This is a genomic window from Stenotrophomonas sp. Sm2128, from assembly GCF_030985535.1.
GTDB lineage: Bacteria > Pseudomonadota > Gammaproteobacteria > Xanthomonadales > Xanthomonadaceae > Stenotrophomonas > Stenotrophomonas maltophilia.
Genome location: NZ_JAPTFQ010000017.1, coordinates 46,617 through 65,831 on the forward strand (window position 1 = coordinate 46,617; position 19,215 = coordinate 65,831).

Consider the following 19,215-nt stretch of genomic DNA (forward strand, 5'->3'; position numbering starts at 1 on the left):
GGAGGCCCGCCATGCGCTATGCCATCGTCACCGAGACCTATCCGCCGGAAGTGAACGGCGTTGCCCTCACCGTGCAGGGGCTGGAGCAGGGACTGCGCAATTCCGGCCATGAGATCGACCTGATCCGGCCCCGCCAGGCCAACGAAGCGCTGGACTCCGCACCGGGCACCCTGTTGGTTCCCGGCGCCGCCCTGCCGCGCTACCCCGGCCTGCGCTTCGGCATGCCGGCACCGATCCGGCTCGGTCGCCATTGGCAGCAGCAACGCCCGGATGCCGTCTATGTCGCCACCGAAGGCCCACTGGGCTGGTCGGCGGTGCGCACCGCACGGCGCTTCGGCATCCCGGTGGCCAGTGGCTTCCACACCCGCTTCGACGAGTACCTGCCCGACTACGGCGTGGCCTGGCTGCAGGCCGCCGCGATGCGCTGGATGCGCCGCTTCCACAACCAGGCCGATGCAACCCTGGTACCTACCCGCGAACTGCAGCAGTTCCTCGGCGAACAGGGCTTCGAACGCGTGCGCCTGCTGGCGCGCGCGGTCGACAGCCAGCAGTTCGATCCGAACCGCCGTGACCCTGCCCTGCGCGAAGAGTGGGGCGTGGACGGCAACGGCCTGGTGGCGATCTACGTCGGCCGCATCGCCGCGGAAAAGAACCTCGGCCTGGCGGTGAAGGCCTTCCGTCGGTTGCAGCAGATCCGTCCGAAGGCCCGCTTCGTGTGGGTGGGCGATGGCCCGGCCCGCGAAAAGCTGGCGCATGAAAATCCCGACTTCATCTTCTGCGGCGTCCAGCGTGGCGATGCGCTTGCACGTCATTTCGCCAGCGGCGATCTGTTCCTGTTCCCCAGCCGCAGCGAGACCTTCGGCAACGTGACCCTTGAAAGCATGGCCAGCGGTGTGGCAACGGTGGCCTTCGACTATGGCGCGGCGCGCGAGTACCTGCGCAATGGCGAGAATGGCGCTGCAGTGGACAACGACGAGCAGTTCATCGACGCGGCCGTGCAACTGGCCGCGGATGACGCGCAGCGCCACGTGCTGGGCAGCAACGCCGCACGCGCCATGAAGCGCCTGCATCCGCAGCAGGTGGTGGCGGAATTCGACGCCCTGCTGGCCGAACTGGCCCAGTCGCGGAGGACCGGCCATGCGCACAACGCGGCTTGAACTGCTGGCCGACCGCGAAGCGCGCCTGTGCCGGCGGGCCAACCACTACTGCCGCCGCCGCCGTGTGCGCCGCCTGTTCGCGGTCATCAGCCGGCTCGGTGATGGCGTGTTCTGGTATGTGCTGATGGGCGCCCTGGTGCTGCTTGATGGCTTCGACGGCCTGCGCGCATCGGTGCACATGGCCGCCACCGGCCTGGCCGCGCTGTTGCTGTACAAGGGCCTCAAGCGCTGGACCCGGCGCCCGCGCCCGTATGCCGCCGACCTGCGCATCCGTGCCTGGGTGGCACCGCTGGACGAGTTCAGCTTCCCCTCCGGGCATACCCTGCACGCGGTGTCGTTCACCATCGTGGCGCTGGCCTATTACCCGTGGCTGGCGCCACTGCTGGTGCCGTTCACCGCGGGCGTGGCGCTGTCGCGGGTGGTACTCGGCCTGCACTACCCGTCCGATGTGCTGGCCGCCACCGGCATCGCCATCGGGCTGGCCTCGGCCAGCCTGGCCTGGTTACCGTTGCCGGTGTAGCCCCCGGGGTCAGATCCGTTTTCCTTCGGGGAGGGATCTGATCCCCACGATGCCGGCGGCGCTACCGTCATCGTTGATGCCCTAGAATGCCCGCATGACCACGTTGTTCATTTCCGACCTGCACCTGGACCCCAGCCGTCCGGAGATCACCGACCTGTTCCTGCGCTTCCTGCGCGAGCAGGCGCCCGGCGCCGATGCGCTGTACATCCTCGGCGACCTGTTCGAAGCCTGGATCGGTGACGACACTCCCTCGCCCGCCGCCGACGCGGTGGCCGATGCACTGAAGGTGCTGTCCGACAGCGGCGTGCCGGTGTACTTCATCCGCGGCAACCGTGACTTCCTGCTTGGCGAGGACTACGCGCGCCGTGCCGGCCTGCGCATCCTGCCCGACCCGTGCATGATCGACCTCTACGGTCGCCCGGTGCTGCTGCAGCACGGTGACCTGCTGTGCACCGATGACATTCCCTACCAGCAGTTCCGTGCACAGACGCGTGACCCGGTGTTCCAGGCACAGTTCCTGTCACAGCCGCTGGCAGCGCGTATCGCGTTCGCGCAGAAGGCGCGCGAAGCCAGCCAGGCCCGCCAGTCGGAAATGAAGCAGGGTGATCGCGCGCAGTTCGAGACCGTCACCGACGTGGCGCCGTCCGAAGTCGATGCCACGTTCGCGCGCCATGGCGTGGACACGATGATCCATGGCCACACCCACCGCCCGGCGATCCATTCGCTGCAGGCCGGTGGCCGTGCCTGCACCCGCATCGTGCTGGGTGACTGGTACGAGCAGGGATCGGTGCTGCGCGTGGATGCCGGCGGCTGGTCGCTGGATACGCTCGCGCGCGAATGATGGGTCCGAAGGTGCCAACCAAGGTTGGCATCTACCCGGGCAGATGCACGTGCCCGGGTAGACGCCACCCCTGGTCGGCGCTTGGCCTCAGCGGAAGGCCGCGATGGTGGCCTTGGTATTGACCAGCACGCGCTGGTTGTCGGCGGTACTGGCATTGCCCATCGGGATGCCGTTGTAGCTGATGTTCGGGTTCGACCAATAGTTCAGGCGCGGGCAGCTGCGGGTGCAGTTGTAGGCCATGATCGTGCGCCAGCCGGTGCCGGTGGACGGTTCATAGCGATAGCCATGGCCATAGGCGTACGGCGAGGTGCTCGAGTCGGTCGCGATATCATGCCGCGCGCTCTGCAGGTGGCCGATCTCGTGTGCGAAGGAGTAGTAGCCGGTCGCGCAATCCCAGTACACCGCCGCGAAAGCGGTCGATGCCGTCGAGCCGATGCCCGAGGCCAGGCCGCAGTACGCGGTGTTGTTGATCAGCAGCACGCCCACGTCGGCCGCCGTGTTGTTGCGGCTGGTGTGGATGCTGTCCATGTAGCCGTCACTGGTGCCGCGGAAGCGCGCCAGATCGGTATCGAAGCTGCCGGACTCGGTGTAACTGGTGGTCTCGTAACCGGCCAGCTGCATGGTGATTCCAACGTTGCTGTTGACGTAACCCTGGTTGGACTCGGCCACCGCCAGCTGCACCAGCGACTGCATGTTGCCGCCATAGGCAGTGACCGCCGCATTGGTCGCCACCACCAGCACGCGGATGGTCGCCGGCGTTCCCGACGAGGCCTGCGCGATGCCGATGTGGTCGTTGTCGGCCATCGGGATCTTCGGCAGCTGGTTGTAGTCAGCCGGATGATCGGCTGGCATCCTCGATTCGTCGACCTCGACCAGCACGTGGCGGTTACCCAGTGGACGCAGGCGATAAAGCTTGCCGTCCTTGCGGATCGAACCGGTGATGGTGTCGCCCGAACGTACCAGGATCAACGAATTGCCCGGATCGTCCTGGCCGCTGGAGGTGGCGGCGGTCAACCGGTCGGACGGCGAACGGAACTGGCCGTACCAGATGCTGCCACCATCGGGCAGCGCCTCGACCTTGCTGCGCACCGCCTGCACCCGTTTGCCGAGCAGCTCGAATTCCAGCTGCGGCTGCGCCGTAGCCGCCGCGTCGACACGCACTTCCTGCACCGTCGCCGTGGACGGGGTGGCCAGCAGCTTGCCGAGTGCAGGCTCGCTGTTGGCCGATGCCCGGCTGATGACCGTCACCGGTTCGAACAACGGTGCCGCATGCGCGGCTGCCACCACCGACAAACCCAACACCAGGCCACCTGCCGCTTTGCCAATCGATCTGGACAACATTGCGTCGCTCCTTGAATGATGTGAACAGCGTTGATGCAGCACGCCCGGGTTTGCCGGGTTTGGCCATATGGCCTGCGCGGGTCGTGTGAATTCAATAGAAGATGGGAATGAAAATCAGGAACTGTGATCGACCGCATCTGCGTTAAGTAAGGTCAAAAGCGTCACTACACTTCGCCAATACACCGCTTTCGCGCTACCGTGACGCGGCCACGACGGGGAATGCACATGGCACCAGCGAAGGACACGGACGAAGATGTCGGCTTGCTGCGGATCGGCCTGTTCTTCGACGGCACCCGCAACAACGCACACAACCTGGCGCGCGGCCGTCCGCAGGTTCCGCAGCCTCGCCCGGCGCAGCTGCGCGCGGACGATGATTCGACCTACCAGAGCCGGCTGACCAGCAGCTACGACAACGGCCTGACCAACATCGCGCGCCTGCAGCAGCTGTATCCGGACAGCCGCCGTGATGCGATGGCCGCTCCCTCGCTGTCGATCTATGTCGAAGGCGTGGGTACCCGCGATGATGCCGACGACGATCTGATCGGGCTGGCCTTCGGCATCGGTGCCAGTGGCGTTCGCGCGAAAGTGCAGCGCGCGCTGCAGGTGCTGCTTCCGGCCGCACTGTCGGGACTATCCGCACGCTGGCAGCGACCGCTGCATGGCGTGCAGCTGGACCTGTTCGGTTATTCACGCGGTGCTGCTGCCGCACGTGACATCGCCAACCAACTGCAGGGCTGGGACGGCGTGCGCTGGCGCCAGCTGCTGCAGGCCGCCGGCCTGTCCTGCACTGCGAACTTCGCCCCGGCCACGCCGGTGCTGCGCTTCATCGGGCTGTTCGACTCCGTTGTCGCAGTCAATGGCGGCCGCGCCGATGAGCGGCCGCAGCTGGCCCTGCACAGCGGCATCGCCGGTCGCGTCGTGCAGCTCACTGCACGCGATGAACATCGCCAGCACTATCCGTTGACCAGCGTGGCACCGCCGTTTGCCGAGATCGCCCTACCCGGCGTACACGCGAATATCGGCGGTGGCTACAACCAGCTGGAAGAAGGTCCCAAGCTGCTCAGCCGCCCGCGTCGGCAACAGTTGCGCCGCCCCGCGGTTGCCGACTACCAGGTCCCTCCACTGGCGTTGCTGCGGGCCACCACGGTCTACGCTGAAACGCAGGCCGATGCCGAACGCTGGCGCCAGCAGTTGGGCGTGGGTGAGAAGGAGGTCTGGGTGGATGTCTGGCACCAGTGGCAGCAGCAGCGTCGCGCCGGCAGCCGCAGCGTGCTGTTGTCACCGGTGCTGTATGTGACCGCCGCGGTGGTGCTGCGTCGGCGCATCGACTGGCGTTACCAGCTGATCGCACTGCAGGTGATGCAGCAGCAGGCCATCGACGCCGGCGTGCAATGGACCGCCAATGCCGCCGAGGTTCCTGGCTGGGAGCTGCCGTCCGCCCTGCAGCCGATCGCACGGCGCCTGGTGGCCGGACAGCCGCTGACGCAGACACAGGAGGCGCTGCTGCGCCGGCGTTACCTGATGCAGTCGGCGCACTGGAACTTCGATGCACTGGGCGACACCGCACTGACCTACGCCGCCGATGCCGGCGTCAGCGAACTACCCTACCGGCCGGGTCCCGGCCTGTTCTACATCAACCGGCCGACGGTGGATGGCAAGCGCGCGGTATTGCCGAACGCCTGAGAAAAGGGGACGGAGGGGATCAAGTCGTTTGTGCCACAAACGACTTGATCCCCTCCGTCCCCTTTTCTTCAACCGGCCTGTTCGACCAGGTTGGCGAGCTCATCCGCGTCGAAACCGGCCAGCAGGCGCGCTTCCATGTTGAACGGTCCGTGCAGGTAGCCGCCGGCGTACTCCACCAGCAGTTCCTTGAAACGTGCACGCGGTTCGACGCCGGCGCGGTCGCAGTACCAGCGGTACCAGCGCGAACCGGCAGCCACATGTGCCACTTCCTCGCGCAGGATCACTTCCAGCACATCGGCGGTCTCGCCATCACCGACATTGCGCAGTTTCTCGATCATGCCGGGCGTCACGTCCAGGCCGCGCGCTTCCAGCACGCGCGGCACCAGCGCCATGCGTGCCAGGCCATCGTGCGCGGTCTTTTCGCACATTTCCCACAGGCCGTTGTGCGCGGGGAAGTCGGCGTAGTCGTGGCCATGCACCTGCAGGCGCTCCCGCAGCAGCATGAAGTGCCGCGATTCGTCGTCGGCACAGCTGACCCAGTCGGCATGGAACGCCGGCGGCAGGCCGCGGAAGCGGTACACCGCGTCCCAGGCCAGGTCGATCGCGTTGAGTTCGATATGCGCGATGGCGTGGATGAAGGCAGCCCGTCCTTCCACACCGCCCAGTCCGCGCCGCGGCACTTCGCGCGGATGCACCAGCACCAGCTGCGCCGGCCGGCCCGGCATGCGGATCGGCTCTGGCGGTGGCGCGTCGGCAGCCACCTTCAGGCGGCCGGCACGGAACGCAGCGGCGTAGGCCTGGGTCAGCGCAACCTTGCGCAGCGGGTCGGCTTCGGCCAGGCACTGCTGCGCTGCGCGCAGCAGGTCGCCAGCAACGTCGGGCACGTCAACCACGCCTGGTCCTCAGGCGCGGCGCTTGTGCTTGGCGTCGTCCGAACGCAGCTGCTGGATGCGCTCGAAGTAGCCCGGTTCAATGCCGGTCGGGTAGTGGCCGTTGAAGCAGGACGAATCGAAGTTGCGCAGCGCCGGATTGCCCTCGCTCACTGCCGCTTCCATGTCTTCCAGGTCCTGGTAGATCAGCCAGTCGCAGCCCAGGTGGGCTTCGATCTCTTCCACGGTGCGGTTGTGCGCGACCAGTTCCTCGGCCGCCGGCATGTCGATGCCGTAGATGTTCGGGTAGCGCACCGGCGGCGCGGCGCTGGCCAGGTAGACCTTGCGCGCGCCCGCGTCACGGGCCATCTGCACGATCTGCTGGCTGGTGGTGCCACGCACGATCGAATCGTCCACCAGCAGCACCACGCGGTTGCGGAACTCCAGGTGGATCGGGTTGAGCTTGCGACGCACCGACTTCACGCGTTCGCCCTGCCCCGGCATGATGAAGGTACGGCCGATGTAGCGGTTCTTGATGAAGCCTTCGCGGTATTTCACGCCGAGCACGTTGGAGATCTCAAGCGCAGCGTCGCGCGAGGTATCCGGGATCGGGATGATGGTGTCGATGTCGTGGTCCGGGCGCAGGCGCAGGATCTTCTCGCCCAGCTTGATGCCCATGCGCATGCGCGCCTTGTGCACCGACACGTTGTCGATCATCGAATCCGGGCGTGCGAAATACACGTATTCGAAGATGCACGGGGTGTGCTCGGCCGGCTCGGCGCAGATCTCCGAGAACAGCTCGCCACGCGCGGTGATCACCAGCGCTTCGCCCGGCTGCACATCGCGCACGCGCTGGAAGCCCAGCACGTCCAGCGCGGCCGACTCGGACGCCACGATGTACTCGTCGCCCTCGGCATGGCTGCGCTTGCCCAACACCAGCGGACGGATGCCATGCGGGTCGCGGAAGGCGACCAGGCCCAGGCCCAGCACCACGCTGACCACTGCATAGCCACCCTTGCAGCGGCGGTGCACGCCAGCCACCGCGCGGATCGCGGCTTCCGGGCTCAGCTGGCGCTGCTGCTCCAGTTCGTAGGCGAACACGTTCAGCAGCACTTCGCTGTCCGAATCGGTGTTGACGTTGCGGCGGTCCTGTTCGAACACCTGCTGGCGCAGCGCCTCGGTATTGATCAGGTTGCCGTTGTGGGCCAGCGCGATGCCGTACGGCGAATTGACGTAGAACGGCTGCGCCTCGTCCATGCCTTCCGAACCGGCAGTCGGGTAACGCACGTGGGCGATGCCGACGCTGCCTTCCAGGGTGGACATGGTGCGGGCATCGAACACATCGCGGACCAGGCCGGTGGCCTTCTGCACACGCAGGCGGCTGCCGTTGGCGGTGGCGATGCCCGCCGCGTCCTGGCCACGGTGCTGGAGGACGGTCAAGCCGTCATACAACTGCCCGGCGACGTTCTGGTTGCCGACGATTCCGACGATGCCACACATGGTGCGAGGTCTCCGCTGGGCTGTGCCCAATTACAAGGAAGGTGGCCGTACCTGGCCGCGGTGGTCGCCGCGCCTGCGGTCGACATTGGCCGGATCGCCCGGCTCGATACTGTCCGGCAGTGCTGGGGCGTCCGGACGCACTTCGGCCGGATCGTAGGAATCGCCCTGTTCCGCTTTCGCAGGCCGCAGCCATCCGCTGCCTGCCACTACCTGGTTGAGGATGCCATTATCGCCTGCCGCGCCCGGCTTTCCCAACCCGGCGCCTGCGTTCTTGCCCAACTCCATCAATGCAGATGGGGACAGCGCGTCGGTCGGCAAGGCCTTGGGCAGCAGATCGGCCCCGGGAACCTCCCAGTGCGGCAGCTTGCTGTTCATCCAGGCAACGGTGGGGTTCAGCAGCGGGCGCACCGCCGAGCGCTGCCAGGAGGGCTCGGCAGTCAACGGGGTGAAACTGCCCAGCAGCAGCAGGATCGCGGCGATCAGGCCGCCCCGCACGGCGCCCAGCGCCCCGCCCAGCAGGCGGTCCAGGCTGGTCAGCATGCTGCGGTGGACCAGAGCCTTGATGACCATGCCGATCACCGCGACCACGATCATCACGCCGATGCCGACCCCCAGGTAGCCACCGACGAAGTGTTCGCCACCGGGGGCCGCCGGGGCGGCCCACCAATGGGCGGCGTCATTGCCGAAGGCGAAGGCCGCCCACGCGGCCAGCAGCCACGACAGGGTGCCGATGACGATTCCCACGAAGCCGCGCAGCATCCCCAGCAGGGTGGAGGCGGCGATCACGATCAGCAGCACCACGTCGATCATGGCGCCCCGCTCCTTCGGCGGCGCTGGCAACGAGGCTGCGCGTGGGTCATGGGTGCGGTCGGACCATGCCGGCCACGCCGACCTTGGCGGCAACCTGCGCCTTCAGCTGCTCGGCATCGCCACGGTTGGCCACCGGCCCGACGCGGACGCGATGCAGGGTGCCCTTTTCGGTGCGCACCTGCTCGACAAAAGCACTGAAGCCGGCGGCGCGGACCTTGTCGCGCAGGGCGTTGGCATCGTTGGCCTGGCCGAACGCGCCCAGCTGCACGGCAAAGCCGACGCCGCTGGCGGCCGGTGCTGCCGGCGTGGCCGGGGCCGTTGCCGGCTTGCTGGCGGTGGCCTCCGGCTTCGGCTCGGGCTTCGGGGTTTCGGGCTTCGGCGCCGGCTTCGGCGGCTCGGGCTTGGCCGCCGGAGTGGTCGTTGCAGTCGGCGTACTCGGCGGCAGGCTTTCACTGCGCACCGGGTTGCTGCTGGCCGACGGCGCGGTGGCGGCGGATGGGGTACTGGCGCTCGGCGTAGCCGGTGCCGGGGTGGCTGCCACCGGGGCGCTGCTGTCCGCTGCGGCATCCAGGGTGATCACTTCGGCCTTCACATCGGCACGGATCTTCACCGCCTGCAGGCGGGCGGCCTCGGCCTGTGCTCGGTCGGCGTACGGCCCCACGCGCACGCGCCATGCCTGGCGGCCGTTGATGGTCGCCGTTTCGGCGAAGCCCGGCAGCTGCGAGCGCTTCAGGTAGGCGATCACCGCATCGGCGTCGGCCTTGCTGCCGTAGGCACCGAAGGTAACCGCATAGTTGCCGGCGGCGACCGTCGGCGAGGTGTCCACGGTCGGCGGAGTGGCCGGCGTGGCGGCGTCCTGCAGCGGCTTGGCCTGCCCGGTCTGCAGGCCGGTGGCACCACCGGCCGGGGCGACCAAGGGCAGCTCACGGGTTTCGAACTGGCCATCGGCCGGTGCATCCGGCGCGGCGATCGGCACATTGGCCACGCCGCTGTCCGGTGCCGGCCCCTTGACCAGCATCGGCAGGAAAATCACGGCCAGTGCCACCAGCACGATGGCACCAATCAGACGCTGTTTCAGAGGCGTATCCACGTGAGGCAGGCAACTGTCCGGAGATTGGCATCGATTATACGGGTGCCGGACCGGACGGCGTCGGCGTTGGCTGAACGCGTATCAGGCATCGCCCTGCAGCCATTGCAGGGCGGCGGCAGCGGTATGGAAGGAGCCGAACACCAGCACGCGGTCACCGCGCTCGGCCTGGGCCAGCACCTGCGCCAGTGCCTGTTCGACGCTGTCAGCCAGCAGCGCCGTGGCGGCGGCGGTGCCGGCCAGGCGTGCCTGCAGCTGGACGGCGCTCTGCCCGCGCGGGCCTTCCAGCCCGGCCAGGGTCCACTCGCCCACTACGTCCTCCAGCGCCTGCACCACCCCCGCTGCGTCCTTGTCCTGCAGCGCGGCGTACACCGCCAGGGTGCGCCCGGCAGAGACCTCGGCCTTCAGCGCACGCGCCAGCTGGCCCGCCGCCTGCGGGTTGTGGCCGACGTCGACGCGGATCTGCACGCCATCGCGCTCGAATGCCTGCAGCCGGCCGGAAATGCGTGCCGCTGCGACACCGGCGGCCCACGCCGCACGCGGCACCGGCTTGTCCAGCGCGCGCAGCGCGGCGATGGCGGCACCCGCATTGGCCAGCTGGATCGGGCCGGCCAGCGCCGGGGTCGGCAGTTCCATGCGCAGGCCGACATCGCGCCAGCGCCAACGCTGCGCATCGATCGGCTCGTAGAAATAGTCGCTGCCACCACGGATCGCATTGGCGCCAACCAGGTAGGCACGGCGCAGCACGCTCGACGGCGGATCGGTCTCGCCCAGGATCACCGGCTTCCAGCCGCGGATGATGCCGGCCTTCTCGGTCCCGATCGCCTCGCGATCCTCGCCCAGCCACTCGGCATGGTCGATGTCCACGGTAGTGATCACCGCCACGTCGGCGTCCACGATGTTGACCGCATCGAGGCGGCCGCCCAGGCCCACTTCCAGTACCGCCAGGTCCAGCCCGGCGTCGGCGAACAGCTGCAGCGCGGCCAGCGTGCCGTACTCGAAATAGGTCAGCGTGATCTCGCCACGCACGGCTTCGATGGCATTGAACGCGGCGACCAGCGCGGCATCGTCCACGTCCTGGCCGTCGATGCGCACGCGCTCGTTGTAGCGCAGCAGGTGCGGCGAGGTGTAGGCACCGACCTTCCAGCCGGCGGCGCGTGCAATGGCTTCGATGAAAGCCACGGTTGAGCCCTTGCCGTTGGTGCCACCGACCACGATGGTGCGCTTGGCCGGCGCGCCCAGGCCCATCGCCGCGGCCACGGCGCGCACGCGCTCCAGGCCCATGTCGATGCTCGCCGGGTGCTGGCGTTCAATGTAGTCCAGCCAGTCGGCCAGGGTGGTCGGGGTGTTCGTCACGGCAGCGGTTCCAGCAGAAGCAGTTGATGCGGGGGATGGATCAGAGGGCGCGGTGCTTGGCTTCGCCGAAGAACGGCGTGTGGTGGGCGCAGTCGTTCAGGCGCACCACTTCCAGGCTGTCCAGGTCGGCGCCTTCGAGCAGGTTGAGCGTGGTCGGTGCCTGGCGGAAGGTCCACAGGCGGGAAAGCGGCAGGCCCAGCACCTTGCACAGGATCACGCGGTTGACCGCATCGTGCGCAACCACCAGCAGAGTGTCGTGCTCGCCGAGGCCTTCGGTGGCACGCGCCAGCCCACGCCAGCTGCGCTCCAGCACCAGGCGCAGCGATTCGCCGCCGGGCATCAGCACCGTATCCGGCTCCTCGCGCCAGGCCTGCAGGCGCGACGGATCCTTCTCGTGGATCTCGCTGGCGAGCAACCCTTCCCATTCACCGTGGGCGATTTCCTGCAGCTCCGGCTCGGTCAGCAGCATGTCGGCGCGGGCGGCGCCAAGCGCCAGCTGCGCGGTGCGCTGCGCGCGCGACAGCGGCGAGGCGACGGCACGGGTGATGTCCACCGAGGCCAGGCGGGCACCCAGTGCCTGGGCCTGGGCTTCACCGATCGGCGAAAGCGGAATATCGATCTGGCCCTGGTAGCGGCCTTCGGCGTTCCACGGCGTTTCGCCGTGGCGGGCAAGCAGGATGCGCATGCGTGCAAGGGGTCCTGGGGGGAGGAGGTTTCCGCGTTTCGTTCACATCCTGTGAAGTACGCGGAACAGGGATGATACCTGTTCGGCGCACCGGGCCGGGCCGGGCATGAAAAAACCCCGCGACGTGAGTCGCGGGGTTTCGGAAACTCCGGCTGTCTGGTCGAGGTTGCCGGCAGCGGCCGGCACTACCTCACTTCGCCAGGTTCAGTTCCTTCAGCAGCTGCGGCGCCGGCGCCACTTCCTGCATGATCCACTGCATGTAGCGGCTGTCGACGGCGATCATGCGGGTCATCACCGGGTCGAACACCCAGTTGGAGCTGACCGATTCCCAGTTGCCATCGAAGGCCAGGCCGACCAGCTTGCCGTTGGCATCCAGCACCGGCGAACCCGAGTTGCCACCGGTGATGTCCAGGTTGGACAGGAAGTTCACCGGCACCGAACCAAGGCGCTTGTCTTCCAGGCCGCCGTAACGCTTGGCCTTGACCGCATCGAGCAGCGCCTTCGGCGAATCGAACGGATCCTCACCGGTTTCCTTCGCCGCCACGCCTTCCAGGGTGGTGAACGGGGTGTACTTCACGCCGTCCTTGCCATAGCCCATGACGTTGCCGAAGGTGATGCGCAGCGACAGGTTGGCGTCCGGGTAGACGAACTCACCCTGGCTCTTCTTGTAGTCGGCCACGGCCTGCAGGTACAGCGGGCGCGCGGTCAGCGATTCGCCTTCGCGGATCTTCTTCTGCTCTTCCTGCTTCAGCAGCGCCGGCATGACGGCCACGGCGTACTGGATGGCCGGATCGTTGCTGGCCTCAAACGCGGCGCGGTCGGCCTTGAACCATTTCAAGCGTGCGTCCAGGCTGCCCAGCTCGGTGCCCGACAGCTTGCCCACCAGCGACTTCACCGCAGCGGCATCGCTGCCGGCCAGCCACTTGTTCAGCACTTCGTTGTCGCGCTGTGCGGCCGGCAGGGCCACGTACTGGTCCAGCCAGTAGGCCTGCAGCTGCTGGTCCATCTTCGCCACGTAGCGGCGGTCCATCTGCTTCAGGCCACCTTCGATGGTGGTCAGGTCGCGTTCCTGGTAACCGGCTTCGCGCTCGGCATCCGGCTTGCTGCGCTCGATCGACAGGCGGTACAGGGTGATCGCCGCGCCAACGGCCGAGGTGTTGTTGAACTGACCGACGAACAGGTCGCGTTCGCGGGTCGACTTGCTGGTATCCAGATGCTTGAGCAGCTGTGCGTGTGCGGCCAGCGCCGGCTTGCCGGCAGCGCCCTGCTTCTTCAGCCACGCCAGCACGGCGGCTTCTTCAGCCTGCTTCTGGCCAGCGGCGTCGATGCGCTTGAAGCCTTCCAGCTGGCCCAGGTAGTTCTTGGCCACGTTGTTCATGCTGGCGGCGGTGGCGGCGTACTTCACCTTGACGTCGGCGTCGGCCTTGCCGGCGTCGGCGATCATCTTCAGCACCGCGTTGTAGTGCTTGGCGATGGTCGGGTAGGTGAAGCTGGCGGTTTCGTTGAATTCACCGGCCAGTGCATAGCGGTTGGTGCGGCCCGGGTAGCCGGCCACCATCACGAAGTCGTCGGCACCCAGCGGCTGGTCGGCGAACTTCAGGAAGTGCTTGGGCTGGTACGGCACGTTGTCGGCGGCGAAGGCGGCCGGCTTGCCGTCCTTGCCGACGTAGGCGCGGTAGAACGAGAAATCGCCGGTGTGGCGCGGCCACATCCAGTTGTCGACGTCGCCGCCGAACTTGCCGACGCTGCCCGGGGGCGCGTAGACCAGGCGCACGTCCTTGATTTCCATGTTGCGGAACAGGCGGTAGGTGTTGCCGCCGGAGAAGCTGTACAGGCGGCAGCGGAAGCCGGCATCGGCTTCACAGGCGGCGACCTGGGCCTTGTCGAAGGCGTCCAGCGCGCGGCTGCGGGCCAGCGGGTCGTTGCCGGCGGCAGCGATGGCGGCCTTGGCCTGGGTGGTGACGTCGGTGATCTGGTCGAGCACGAACACGCGGGCGTTCGGGCCGGCGCTCAGTTCGTCCTTCAGGGTCGGCGCGTTGAAGCCGTCCTTGATCAGGTTCTTCTGCGCGGTCGAATTCAGCTGGATGGCGCCATAAGCGCAGTGGTGGTTGGTGACCACCAGGCCCTGCGGCGAGACAAAGCTGGCGGTGCAGCCGCCGAGGGCGACGACCGCGCCCATCGGGTCGCCGGTCAGGTTGGACAGCTGTTCCGGGGACAGCTTCAGGCCGGCCTTCTGCAGCGGGCCGGCGATTTCCGGCAGCTGCTGCGGCACCCACATGCCTTCAGCGGCATGGGCGACCTGGGCCAGCCCGAGGCTGGCGACGATGGAGAATGCAAGCAGGTTCGAGCGCATGGAGCGGCCCCTGGTAGTGGAACCCTCGATTGTAGCCCGCCGCCCTGCCCCGGCCCGAACCCCGGAAGTCATGGGCCTGCTTCTTGCGCTGCCATGCGCACGTCGGCCGCGCACATGGAATCGTCCAGAGGGGGCGTGGTCACCCTGGCCGGGACCGTTGGCGCCATGGGCCGGGCGCATGCGACTGGCGGGTTGGGCAGGACGCCCAACCCCGGTCTTGCCGTGTGCGCAGGACAGCGCGCACGAGCAAGGCGCCATCGAGCACCATGGATGGGCTTTTGCGTGTCCCGGCCAGGGTGACCACGCCCCCTCCCCCGGAATCAAGGAGGCGCTGCTGTTTGCGGCACGTTCGAAACGCCCGCCGGCGCACGCCTTTCGTTCCGCCAATGCACCCGCAGCGCAACATGGGAAATCCGCGCGGCACCCTATAATCCGCGCTTTCCCCCTGATGAGTTCCACCCCGATGGCGCAGCAAACGATGAAGGCCCTGGTCAAGCGCGAAGCGGCCAAGGGCATCTGGCTGGAAGAAGTTCCGGTGCCGACCCCGGGCCCGAACGAGGTCCTGATCAAGCTGGAGAAGACCGCGATCTGCGGTACCGACCTGCACATCTACCTGTGGGACGAGTGGAGTCAGCGCACCATCAAGCCGGGCCTGACCATCGGCCACGAATTCGTCGGTCGCGTCGCCGCACTCGGCTCGGCCGTGACCGGCTATGAAATCGGCCAGCGCGTCTCGGCCGAAGGCCACATCGTCTGCGGCCACTGCCGCAACTGCCGTGGCGGCCGCCCGCACCTGTGCCCGAACACCGTCGGCATCGGCGTCAACGTCAACGGCGCCTTCGCCGAGTACATGGTGATGCCGGCCAGCAACCTGTGGCCGATCCCGGACCAGATCCCGTCGGAGCTGGCTGCGTTCTTCGACCCGTACGGCAATGCCGCGCACTGTGCGCTGGAGTTCAACGTGATCGGCGAGGACGTGCTGATCACCGGTGCCGGCCCGATCGGCATCATCGCCGCCGGCATCTGCAAGCACATCGGTGCGCGCAACGTGGTGGTGACCGACGTCAATGATTTCCGCCTGAAGCTGGCCGCCGACATGGGCGCCACCCGCGTGGTCAACGTGGCCAACCAGTCGCTGAAGGACGTGATGAAGGAACTGCACATGGAGGGCTTCGACGTGGGCCTGGAAATGAGCGGCAACCCGCGCGCGTTCAACGACATGCTCGACTGCATGTACCACGGCGGCAAGATCGCCATGCTCGGCATCATGCCCAAGGGCGCCGGCTGCGACTGGGACAAGATCATCTTCAAGGGCCTGACCGTGCAGGGCATCTACGGCCGCAAGATGTACGAGACCTGGTACAAGATGACCCAGCTGGTGCTGTCCGGCTTCCCGCTCGGCAAGGTGATGACCCACCAGCTGCCGATCAACGACTTCCAGAAGGGCTTCGACCTGATGGAAGAAGGCAAGGCCGGCAAGGTTGTTTTGAGCTGGAATTGACCCTTCGCCGTGCGCGATGGGTGGGTGCCGAGCCTGCTCGGCACACCTTGAAATTGAAAAAGGCGCCCGATGGGCGCCTTTTTCTTTGGTGTTGCCGGCCAGCGGCCGGCACTACCCGTAACGCCTGCGGCGTTACTTGCCGACGGCGACGCTCAGCATCACGCGGCTGTGGGCCAGCTTGCCGGAATTGTCACGGCCGTTGCCGTCGGTGCCGTAGTAGCCCAGGCCGATGTTGAACAGGCCGAACTGGCGCGCGACGCCGACGTTCCAGTCGGTGTAGTCCTTGGCGATGCCGTCCTCGAAGGTGCTGCGACCGACGTTGGCATTCAGGGTGAAGTCCTTCGGCAGGCCCCAGCTGCCGCCCAGGCCGAAGTACCAGCCATCGGTGCTGCTGTTCCAGACATCGTTGGTGTAGGCCACCGTCAGCTTGTAGGTGTCATCCAGCGTGGTGGTGGTGATCAGCTCGTTGTAGTTCTGGTGGCTGGACTTCAGGTAGGTGTAGCGGTTCAGCAGCACGTCGAAGTTGACGCGCTCGGTGACGTCCACGCCGTAGCCGATCAGGTAGTCGACCTCGGTCTTCGGGTCACCCGCACCAAAATCCACGCCCGAGCCCCACACGCCTGCGTACAGGCCAACCGGGCTGGTGTAGGTGAAACCGGCCTGCAGGGTCGGATCCTCGTCGGTCTGCGACACACCACGGAACAGGTAATCGGAAACAGCGGTGACGTTCCAGCTGTACGGCGATTCGTTTTCCTGGGCGCTGGCGGCGAACGGGGCGGCCAGGGTCAGGGCAGCGGCAATGGCGAGGCAGGCACGGGCGTGCTTCATGGGCGTCTCCGAGGGTGGCGGGGGCGGGAAGGGGGAGCGGGCAACCGGCGCCAGACAGGCGCGGTTCACGAATTTTTAACCCGTTTGCTATTGCGATGCAACATGTGTCACCCGTGGCGGTGCCCTGCCCGGCCCGGTCGAAGGCCGTCGTAGCCCGGTAGAATCAACGGTTTCCCCGTTCAGAGCCGTGCCCACGCCATGACCGACGCCTCCTCCGCCCTGACCCGCCACTACGCCGAGGAACTGGACGCCATCCGCGCCCAGGGCCTGTTCAAGTCCGAGCGGATCATCACCAGCCCGCAGTCGGCCGAGATCACCCTCGAGGATGGCCGCAAGGTGCTGAACTTCTGTGCCAACAACTACCTGGGCCTGGCCGACCATCCGGACCTGATCCAGGCCGCCAAGGATGCGCTGGATACCCACGGCTTCGGCATGGCCTCGGTGCGCTTCATCTGCGGTACCCAGGACCTGCACAAGCAGCTGGAGAAGCAGATCGCCGACTTCTTCGGCAAGCAGGACACCATTCTGTACGCGGCCTGTTTCGACGCCAACGGCGGCCTGTTCGAACCGCTGCTCGGTGAGAACGACGCGATCATTTCCGATGCACTGAACCACGCCTCGATCATCGACGGCGTGCGCCTGTGCAAGGCCAAGCGCTTCCGCTACGCCAACTGCGACATGGCCGACCTGGAAGCCCAGCTGCAGGCCGCCGATGCCGCCGGCTGCAAGACCAAGCTGATCACCACCGACGGCGTGTTCTCGATGGACGGCTTCATTGCCCCGCTGGACGAGATCACCGCACTGGCGAAGAAGTACAACGCGCTGGTGCACATCGATGAATGCCACGCCACCGGCTTCCTCGGTGCCACCGGCCGCGGCTCTGCCGAAGTGAAGGGCGTGCTGGAGAAGATCGACATCATCACCGGCACCCTGGGCAAGGCCATGGGCGGCGCACTGGGCGGCTTCACCTGCGCCAGCGCCGAGGTGATCGAGCTGCTGCGCCAGCGTTCGCGGCCGTACCTGTTCTCCAACTCGCTGCCGCCGCATGTGGTGGCCGCCGGCATCAAGGCATTCGAGATGCTGGCTGCCGCTGACGACCTGCGCGACACCTTGGTGGAGAACACCCGCTACTTCCGCGAAAAGATGGTCGCCGCCGGTTTCGACGTGAAGCCGGGCGTGCACCCGATCAGCCCGGTGATGCTGTACGACGCACCGCTGGCGCAGAAGTTCGCCGAGCGCCTGCTCGAAGAAGGCATCTACGCGATCGGTTTCTTCTTCCCGGTGGTGCCCAAGGGCCAGGCCCGCATCCGCACCCAGATCAGCGCTGCGCACAGCCGCGAGCACCTGGACCGCGCGATCGATGCGTTCACCCGCATCGGTGTCGAGCTGGGCGTGATCAAGGGTTGATCCCAGCGGTCAAAGCGTGCCGACCAAGGTCGGCACCTACCAGAGCTTGAGGGCGTGCCGACCGAGGTCGGCACCTTCCCGGCATCACTTCTTTTTCTTCTTGCCCTTCGGCTCGTCCTTGCTGGCCACCACCACCGGCTTGGCGGCAGCATCCTGGCCGTTGCCCTTGGCAACGCGGATGCCGTTGGCCTTCATCCAGGCATCGAACTCGTCGGCGGTCATCTTCTTGTCGCCGTTGCTCATCAGGAAGCGGTAGCTGCCGCGGCCATCCAGCTCCGGGGTCTTCACTTCCACCACCGGGGTTTCGGCCGGCGTTTCTGCCTTGGCCACCTTCTTGTGGCCACCACAGGCGGTCAGCAGCACCATCGGCAGCAGCAGGCCTGCGCAGCGCAGGGTTTGGTTGAGGGTCGGGTGGTACATGGGCAGGCTCCGTTCGGGAAGTTCAGCAACCAGGCGCCCCCTACGCCTGGAACGGTGGCCGGCAACCGCCGGCCGCGGGCGATGATCAGCCCGGTGCAGCGGCCCCCAGCCGCTGCTGGTCATTGACCTCCAGCATCCGCCACTGACCCTTGCCAAGATCGCCGAGCTGCAGCCCGCCGATCGCAACCCGGACCAGGCGCAGCACCTGCAGGTCGAAGGCCGCCAGCAGGCGGCGGATGTGGCGGTTGCGGCCCTCGTCGAGGACCACCTCCAGCCACGCGGTCTTGTCGCCGCTGCGCAGCACGCGCACGGCCTGGGCCACGAGGAACTCGCCCTCGTCCTCCACGCCGGCCTGCAGGGCCGCCAGCGTGGCGTCATCTGGCAGGCGGTCGACCTGCACGTGGTACGTCTTCTGCGGACCCGTTTCCGGATCGGTCAGGCGCGCGGCCCACTGCGGATCGTTGCTGAACAGCAACAGCCCTTCACTGGCCTTGTCCAGGCGCCCGACCGGCGCGATCCACGGCAGCCCTGCACCATCGAAACAGCGGTAGACGGTGTCGCGGCCACGCTCGTCCTGCGCGGTGGTCACCACCCCGCGTGGCTTGTTGAGCATCAGGTACAGGCGCTGCGGCGCGCCCATCGGCTGGCCATCGACCTCGATCGGCGGCGCCGGCTGGCCAATCGGGAACTCGGGATCCCGCACGATGCGGCCGGAGACGCGTACGCGTCCGTCGGCAATCCAGCGCGCGGCCTCGCTGCGCGAGCACACGCCGGCCTTGGACAGCACGCGCGCCAGGCCATGACGGACACCGGCGGCGGTGGCAGCGGGAGTCGCACGCCCACGCGATGCGTGGGAG

17 protein-coding genes are annotated in these 19,215 nt (G+C 67.3%); 6 read left to right on the top strand and 11 right to left on the bottom strand.

Annotation, left to right across the window (positions count from 1 at the left end):
* Nucleotides 1-11 precede the first annotated feature (11 nt).
* The 3 genes from O0K41_RS07295 (at nt 12) to lpxH (ending at nt 2,518) form a co-directional block, all read left to right on the top strand.
* Nucleotides 12-1,157 (top strand): glycosyltransferase family 1 protein, encoded by a 1,146-nt coding sequence (locus O0K41_RS07295; protein ID WP_164221387.1) that lies wholly within the window; start codon nt 12-14, stop codon nt 1,155-1,157.
* Nucleotides 1,138-1,677, top strand: a complete 540-nt coding sequence (locus O0K41_RS07300; RefSeq protein WP_005408251.1) for a phosphatase PAP2 family protein — start codon at nt 1,138-1,140, stop codon at nt 1,675-1,677. The genes O0K41_RS07295 and O0K41_RS07300 overlap by 20 nt, the downstream gene beginning before the upstream one ends.
* A 94-nt stretch (nt 1,678-1,771) precedes the next feature.
* A complete protein-coding gene (gene lpxH / locus O0K41_RS07305) occupies nt 1,772-2,518 on the top strand; it encodes a UDP-2,3-diacylglucosamine diphosphatase (protein WP_005408250.1) in 747 nt (248 codons plus the stop codon).
* An 87-nt stretch (nt 2,519-2,605) separates the two neighbouring features.
* Here lpxH and O0K41_RS07310 read toward each other — a convergent pair whose 3' ends face one another.
* Entirely contained in the window at nt 2,606-3,859 is a 1,254-nt protein-coding gene (locus tag O0K41_RS07310) for a zinc-dependent metalloprotease (RefSeq protein WP_123958243.1), read from the bottom strand.
* A gap of 225 nt (nt 3,860-4,084) precedes the next feature.
* Here O0K41_RS07310 and O0K41_RS07315 point away from each other — a divergent pair, with 225 nt between their 5' ends.
* Nucleotides 4,085-5,542 carry a DUF2235 domain-containing protein gene (locus tag O0K41_RS07315; RefSeq protein ID WP_149500745.1) on the top strand — a complete coding sequence of 486 codons (1,458 nt, stop codon included), beginning with the start codon at nt 4,085-4,087 and terminating at the stop codon, nt 5,540-5,542.
* A gap of 68 nt (nt 5,543-5,610) precedes the next feature.
* On the opposite strand, the gene O0K41_RS07320 is transcribed toward O0K41_RS07315, so the two are convergent.
* From O0K41_RS07320 to O0K41_RS07350, 7 genes are all read right to left on the bottom strand, one after another.
* A complete protein-coding gene (locus tag O0K41_RS07320) occupies nt 5,611-6,435 on the bottom strand; it encodes a ferritin-like domain-containing protein (RefSeq protein ID WP_111117980.1) in 825 nt (274 codons plus the stop codon).
* 9 nt (nt 6,436-6,444) lie between these two features.
* Entirely contained in the window at nt 6,445-7,911 is a 1,467-nt protein-coding gene (purF, locus tag O0K41_RS07325; RefSeq protein WP_005408246.1) for an amidophosphoribosyltransferase, read from the bottom strand.
* Between the two features lie 30 nt (nt 7,912-7,941).
* Nucleotides 7,942-8,721, bottom strand: a complete 780-nt coding sequence (locus O0K41_RS07330) for a CvpA family protein (protein ID WP_164221389.1) — start codon at nt 8,719-8,721, stop codon at nt 7,942-7,944.
* A 46-nt stretch (nt 8,722-8,767) separates the two neighbouring features.
* Nucleotides 8,768-9,811 carry an SPOR domain-containing protein gene (locus O0K41_RS07335; protein WP_005408244.1) on the bottom strand — a complete coding sequence of 348 codons (1,044 nt, stop codon included), beginning with the start codon at nt 9,809-9,811 and terminating at the stop codon, nt 8,768-8,770.
* Between the two features lie 81 nt (nt 9,812-9,892).
* Nucleotides 9,893-11,164 (bottom strand): bifunctional tetrahydrofolate synthase/dihydrofolate synthase, encoded by a 1,272-nt coding sequence (gene folC / locus O0K41_RS07340; RefSeq protein WP_024956070.1) that lies wholly within the window; start codon nt 11,162-11,164, stop codon nt 9,893-9,895.
* A gap of 40 nt (nt 11,165-11,204) precedes the next feature.
* Nucleotides 11,205-11,849 carry a histidine phosphatase family protein gene (locus tag O0K41_RS07345; RefSeq protein WP_005408242.1) on the bottom strand — a complete coding sequence of 215 codons (645 nt, stop codon included), beginning with the start codon at nt 11,847-11,849 and terminating at the stop codon, nt 11,205-11,207.
* Nucleotides 11,850-12,039: 190 nt separating this feature from the next.
* Entirely contained in the window at nt 12,040-14,202 is a 2,163-nt protein-coding gene (locus O0K41_RS07350) for a S46 family peptidase (protein WP_005408241.1), read from the bottom strand.
* A 478-nt stretch (nt 14,203-14,680) separates the two neighbouring features.
* Between O0K41_RS07350 and tdh the strand changes: the two genes are divergently transcribed.
* Nucleotides 14,681-15,703, top strand: a complete 1,023-nt coding sequence (gene tdh / locus O0K41_RS07355) for an L-threonine 3-dehydrogenase (protein WP_049433062.1) — start codon at nt 14,681-14,683, stop codon at nt 15,701-15,703.
* A 132-nt stretch (nt 15,704-15,835) separates the two neighbouring features.
* On the opposite strand, the gene O0K41_RS07360 is transcribed toward tdh, so the two are convergent.
* Entirely contained in the window at nt 15,836-16,531 is a 696-nt protein-coding gene (locus tag O0K41_RS07360; RefSeq protein WP_049449922.1) for a TorF family putative porin, read from the bottom strand.
* Nucleotides 16,532-16,729: 198 nt separating this feature from the next.
* Here O0K41_RS07360 and kbl point away from each other — a divergent pair, with 198 nt between their 5' ends.
* Nucleotides 16,730-17,938 (top strand): glycine C-acetyltransferase, encoded by a 1,209-nt coding sequence (gene kbl, locus O0K41_RS07365; protein ID WP_005408238.1) that lies wholly within the window; start codon nt 16,730-16,732, stop codon nt 17,936-17,938.
* An 84-nt stretch (nt 17,939-18,022) separates the two neighbouring features.
* Here kbl and O0K41_RS07370 read toward each other — a convergent pair whose 3' ends face one another.
* Nucleotides 18,023-18,358: a hypothetical protein gene (locus O0K41_RS07370; protein ID WP_005412356.1), complete on the bottom strand. Its 336-nt coding sequence runs from the start codon at nt 18,356-18,358 to the stop codon at nt 18,023-18,025.
* Between the two features lie 85 nt (nt 18,359-18,443).
* Entirely contained in the window at nt 18,444-19,154 is a 711-nt protein-coding gene (locus tag O0K41_RS07375; protein ID WP_222943090.1) for a pseudouridine synthase, read from the bottom strand.
* Between the last annotated feature and the right edge of the window lie 61 nt (nt 19,155-19,215).

Bases quoted from the DNA above. Each gene is read 5' to 3' on its own strand.
- O0K41_RS07295 (WP_164221387.1), top strand. From the start codon at position 12: ATGCGCTATGCCATCGTCACCGAGACCTATCCGCCGGAAGTGAACGGC.
- O0K41_RS07300 (WP_005408251.1), top strand. From the start codon at position 1,138: ATGCGCACAACGCGGCTTGAACTGCTGGCCGACCGCGAAGCGCGCCTG.
- lpxH (WP_005408250.1), top strand. From the start codon at position 1,772: ATGACCACGTTGTTCATTTCCGACCTGCACCTGGACCCCAGCCGTCCG.
- O0K41_RS07310 (WP_123958243.1), bottom strand. From the start codon at position 3,859: ATGTTGTCCAGATCGATTGGCAAAGCGGCAGGTGGCCTGGTGTTGGGT.
- O0K41_RS07315 (WP_149500745.1), top strand. From the start codon at position 4,085: ATGGCACCAGCGAAGGACACGGACGAAGATGTCGGCTTGCTGCGGATC.
- purF (WP_005408246.1), bottom strand. From the start codon at position 7,911: ATGTGTGGCATCGTCGGAATCGTCGGCAACCAGAACGTCGCCGGGCAG.
- O0K41_RS07330 (WP_164221389.1), bottom strand. From the start codon at position 8,721: ATGATCGACGTGGTGCTGCTGATCGTGATCGCCGCCTCCACCCTGCTG.
- O0K41_RS07345 (WP_005408242.1), bottom strand. From the start codon at position 11,849: ATGCGCATCCTGCTTGCCCGCCACGGCGAAACGCCGTGGAACGCCGAA.
- O0K41_RS07350 (WP_005408241.1), bottom strand. From the start codon at position 14,202: ATGCGCTCGAACCTGCTTGCATTCTCCATCGTCGCCAGCCTCGGGCTG.
- tdh (WP_049433062.1), top strand. From the start codon at position 14,681: ATGAAGGCCCTGGTCAAGCGCGAAGCGGCCAAGGGCATCTGGCTGGAA.
- O0K41_RS07360 (WP_049449922.1), bottom strand. From the start codon at position 16,531: ATGAAGCACGCCCGTGCCTGCCTCGCCATTGCCGCTGCCCTGACCCTG.
- kbl (WP_005408238.1), top strand. From the start codon at position 16,730: ATGACCGACGCCTCCTCCGCCCTGACCCGCCACTACGCCGAGGAACTG.
- O0K41_RS07370 (WP_005412356.1), bottom strand. From the start codon at position 18,358: ATGTACCACCCGACCCTCAACCAAACCCTGCGCTGCGCAGGCCTGCTG.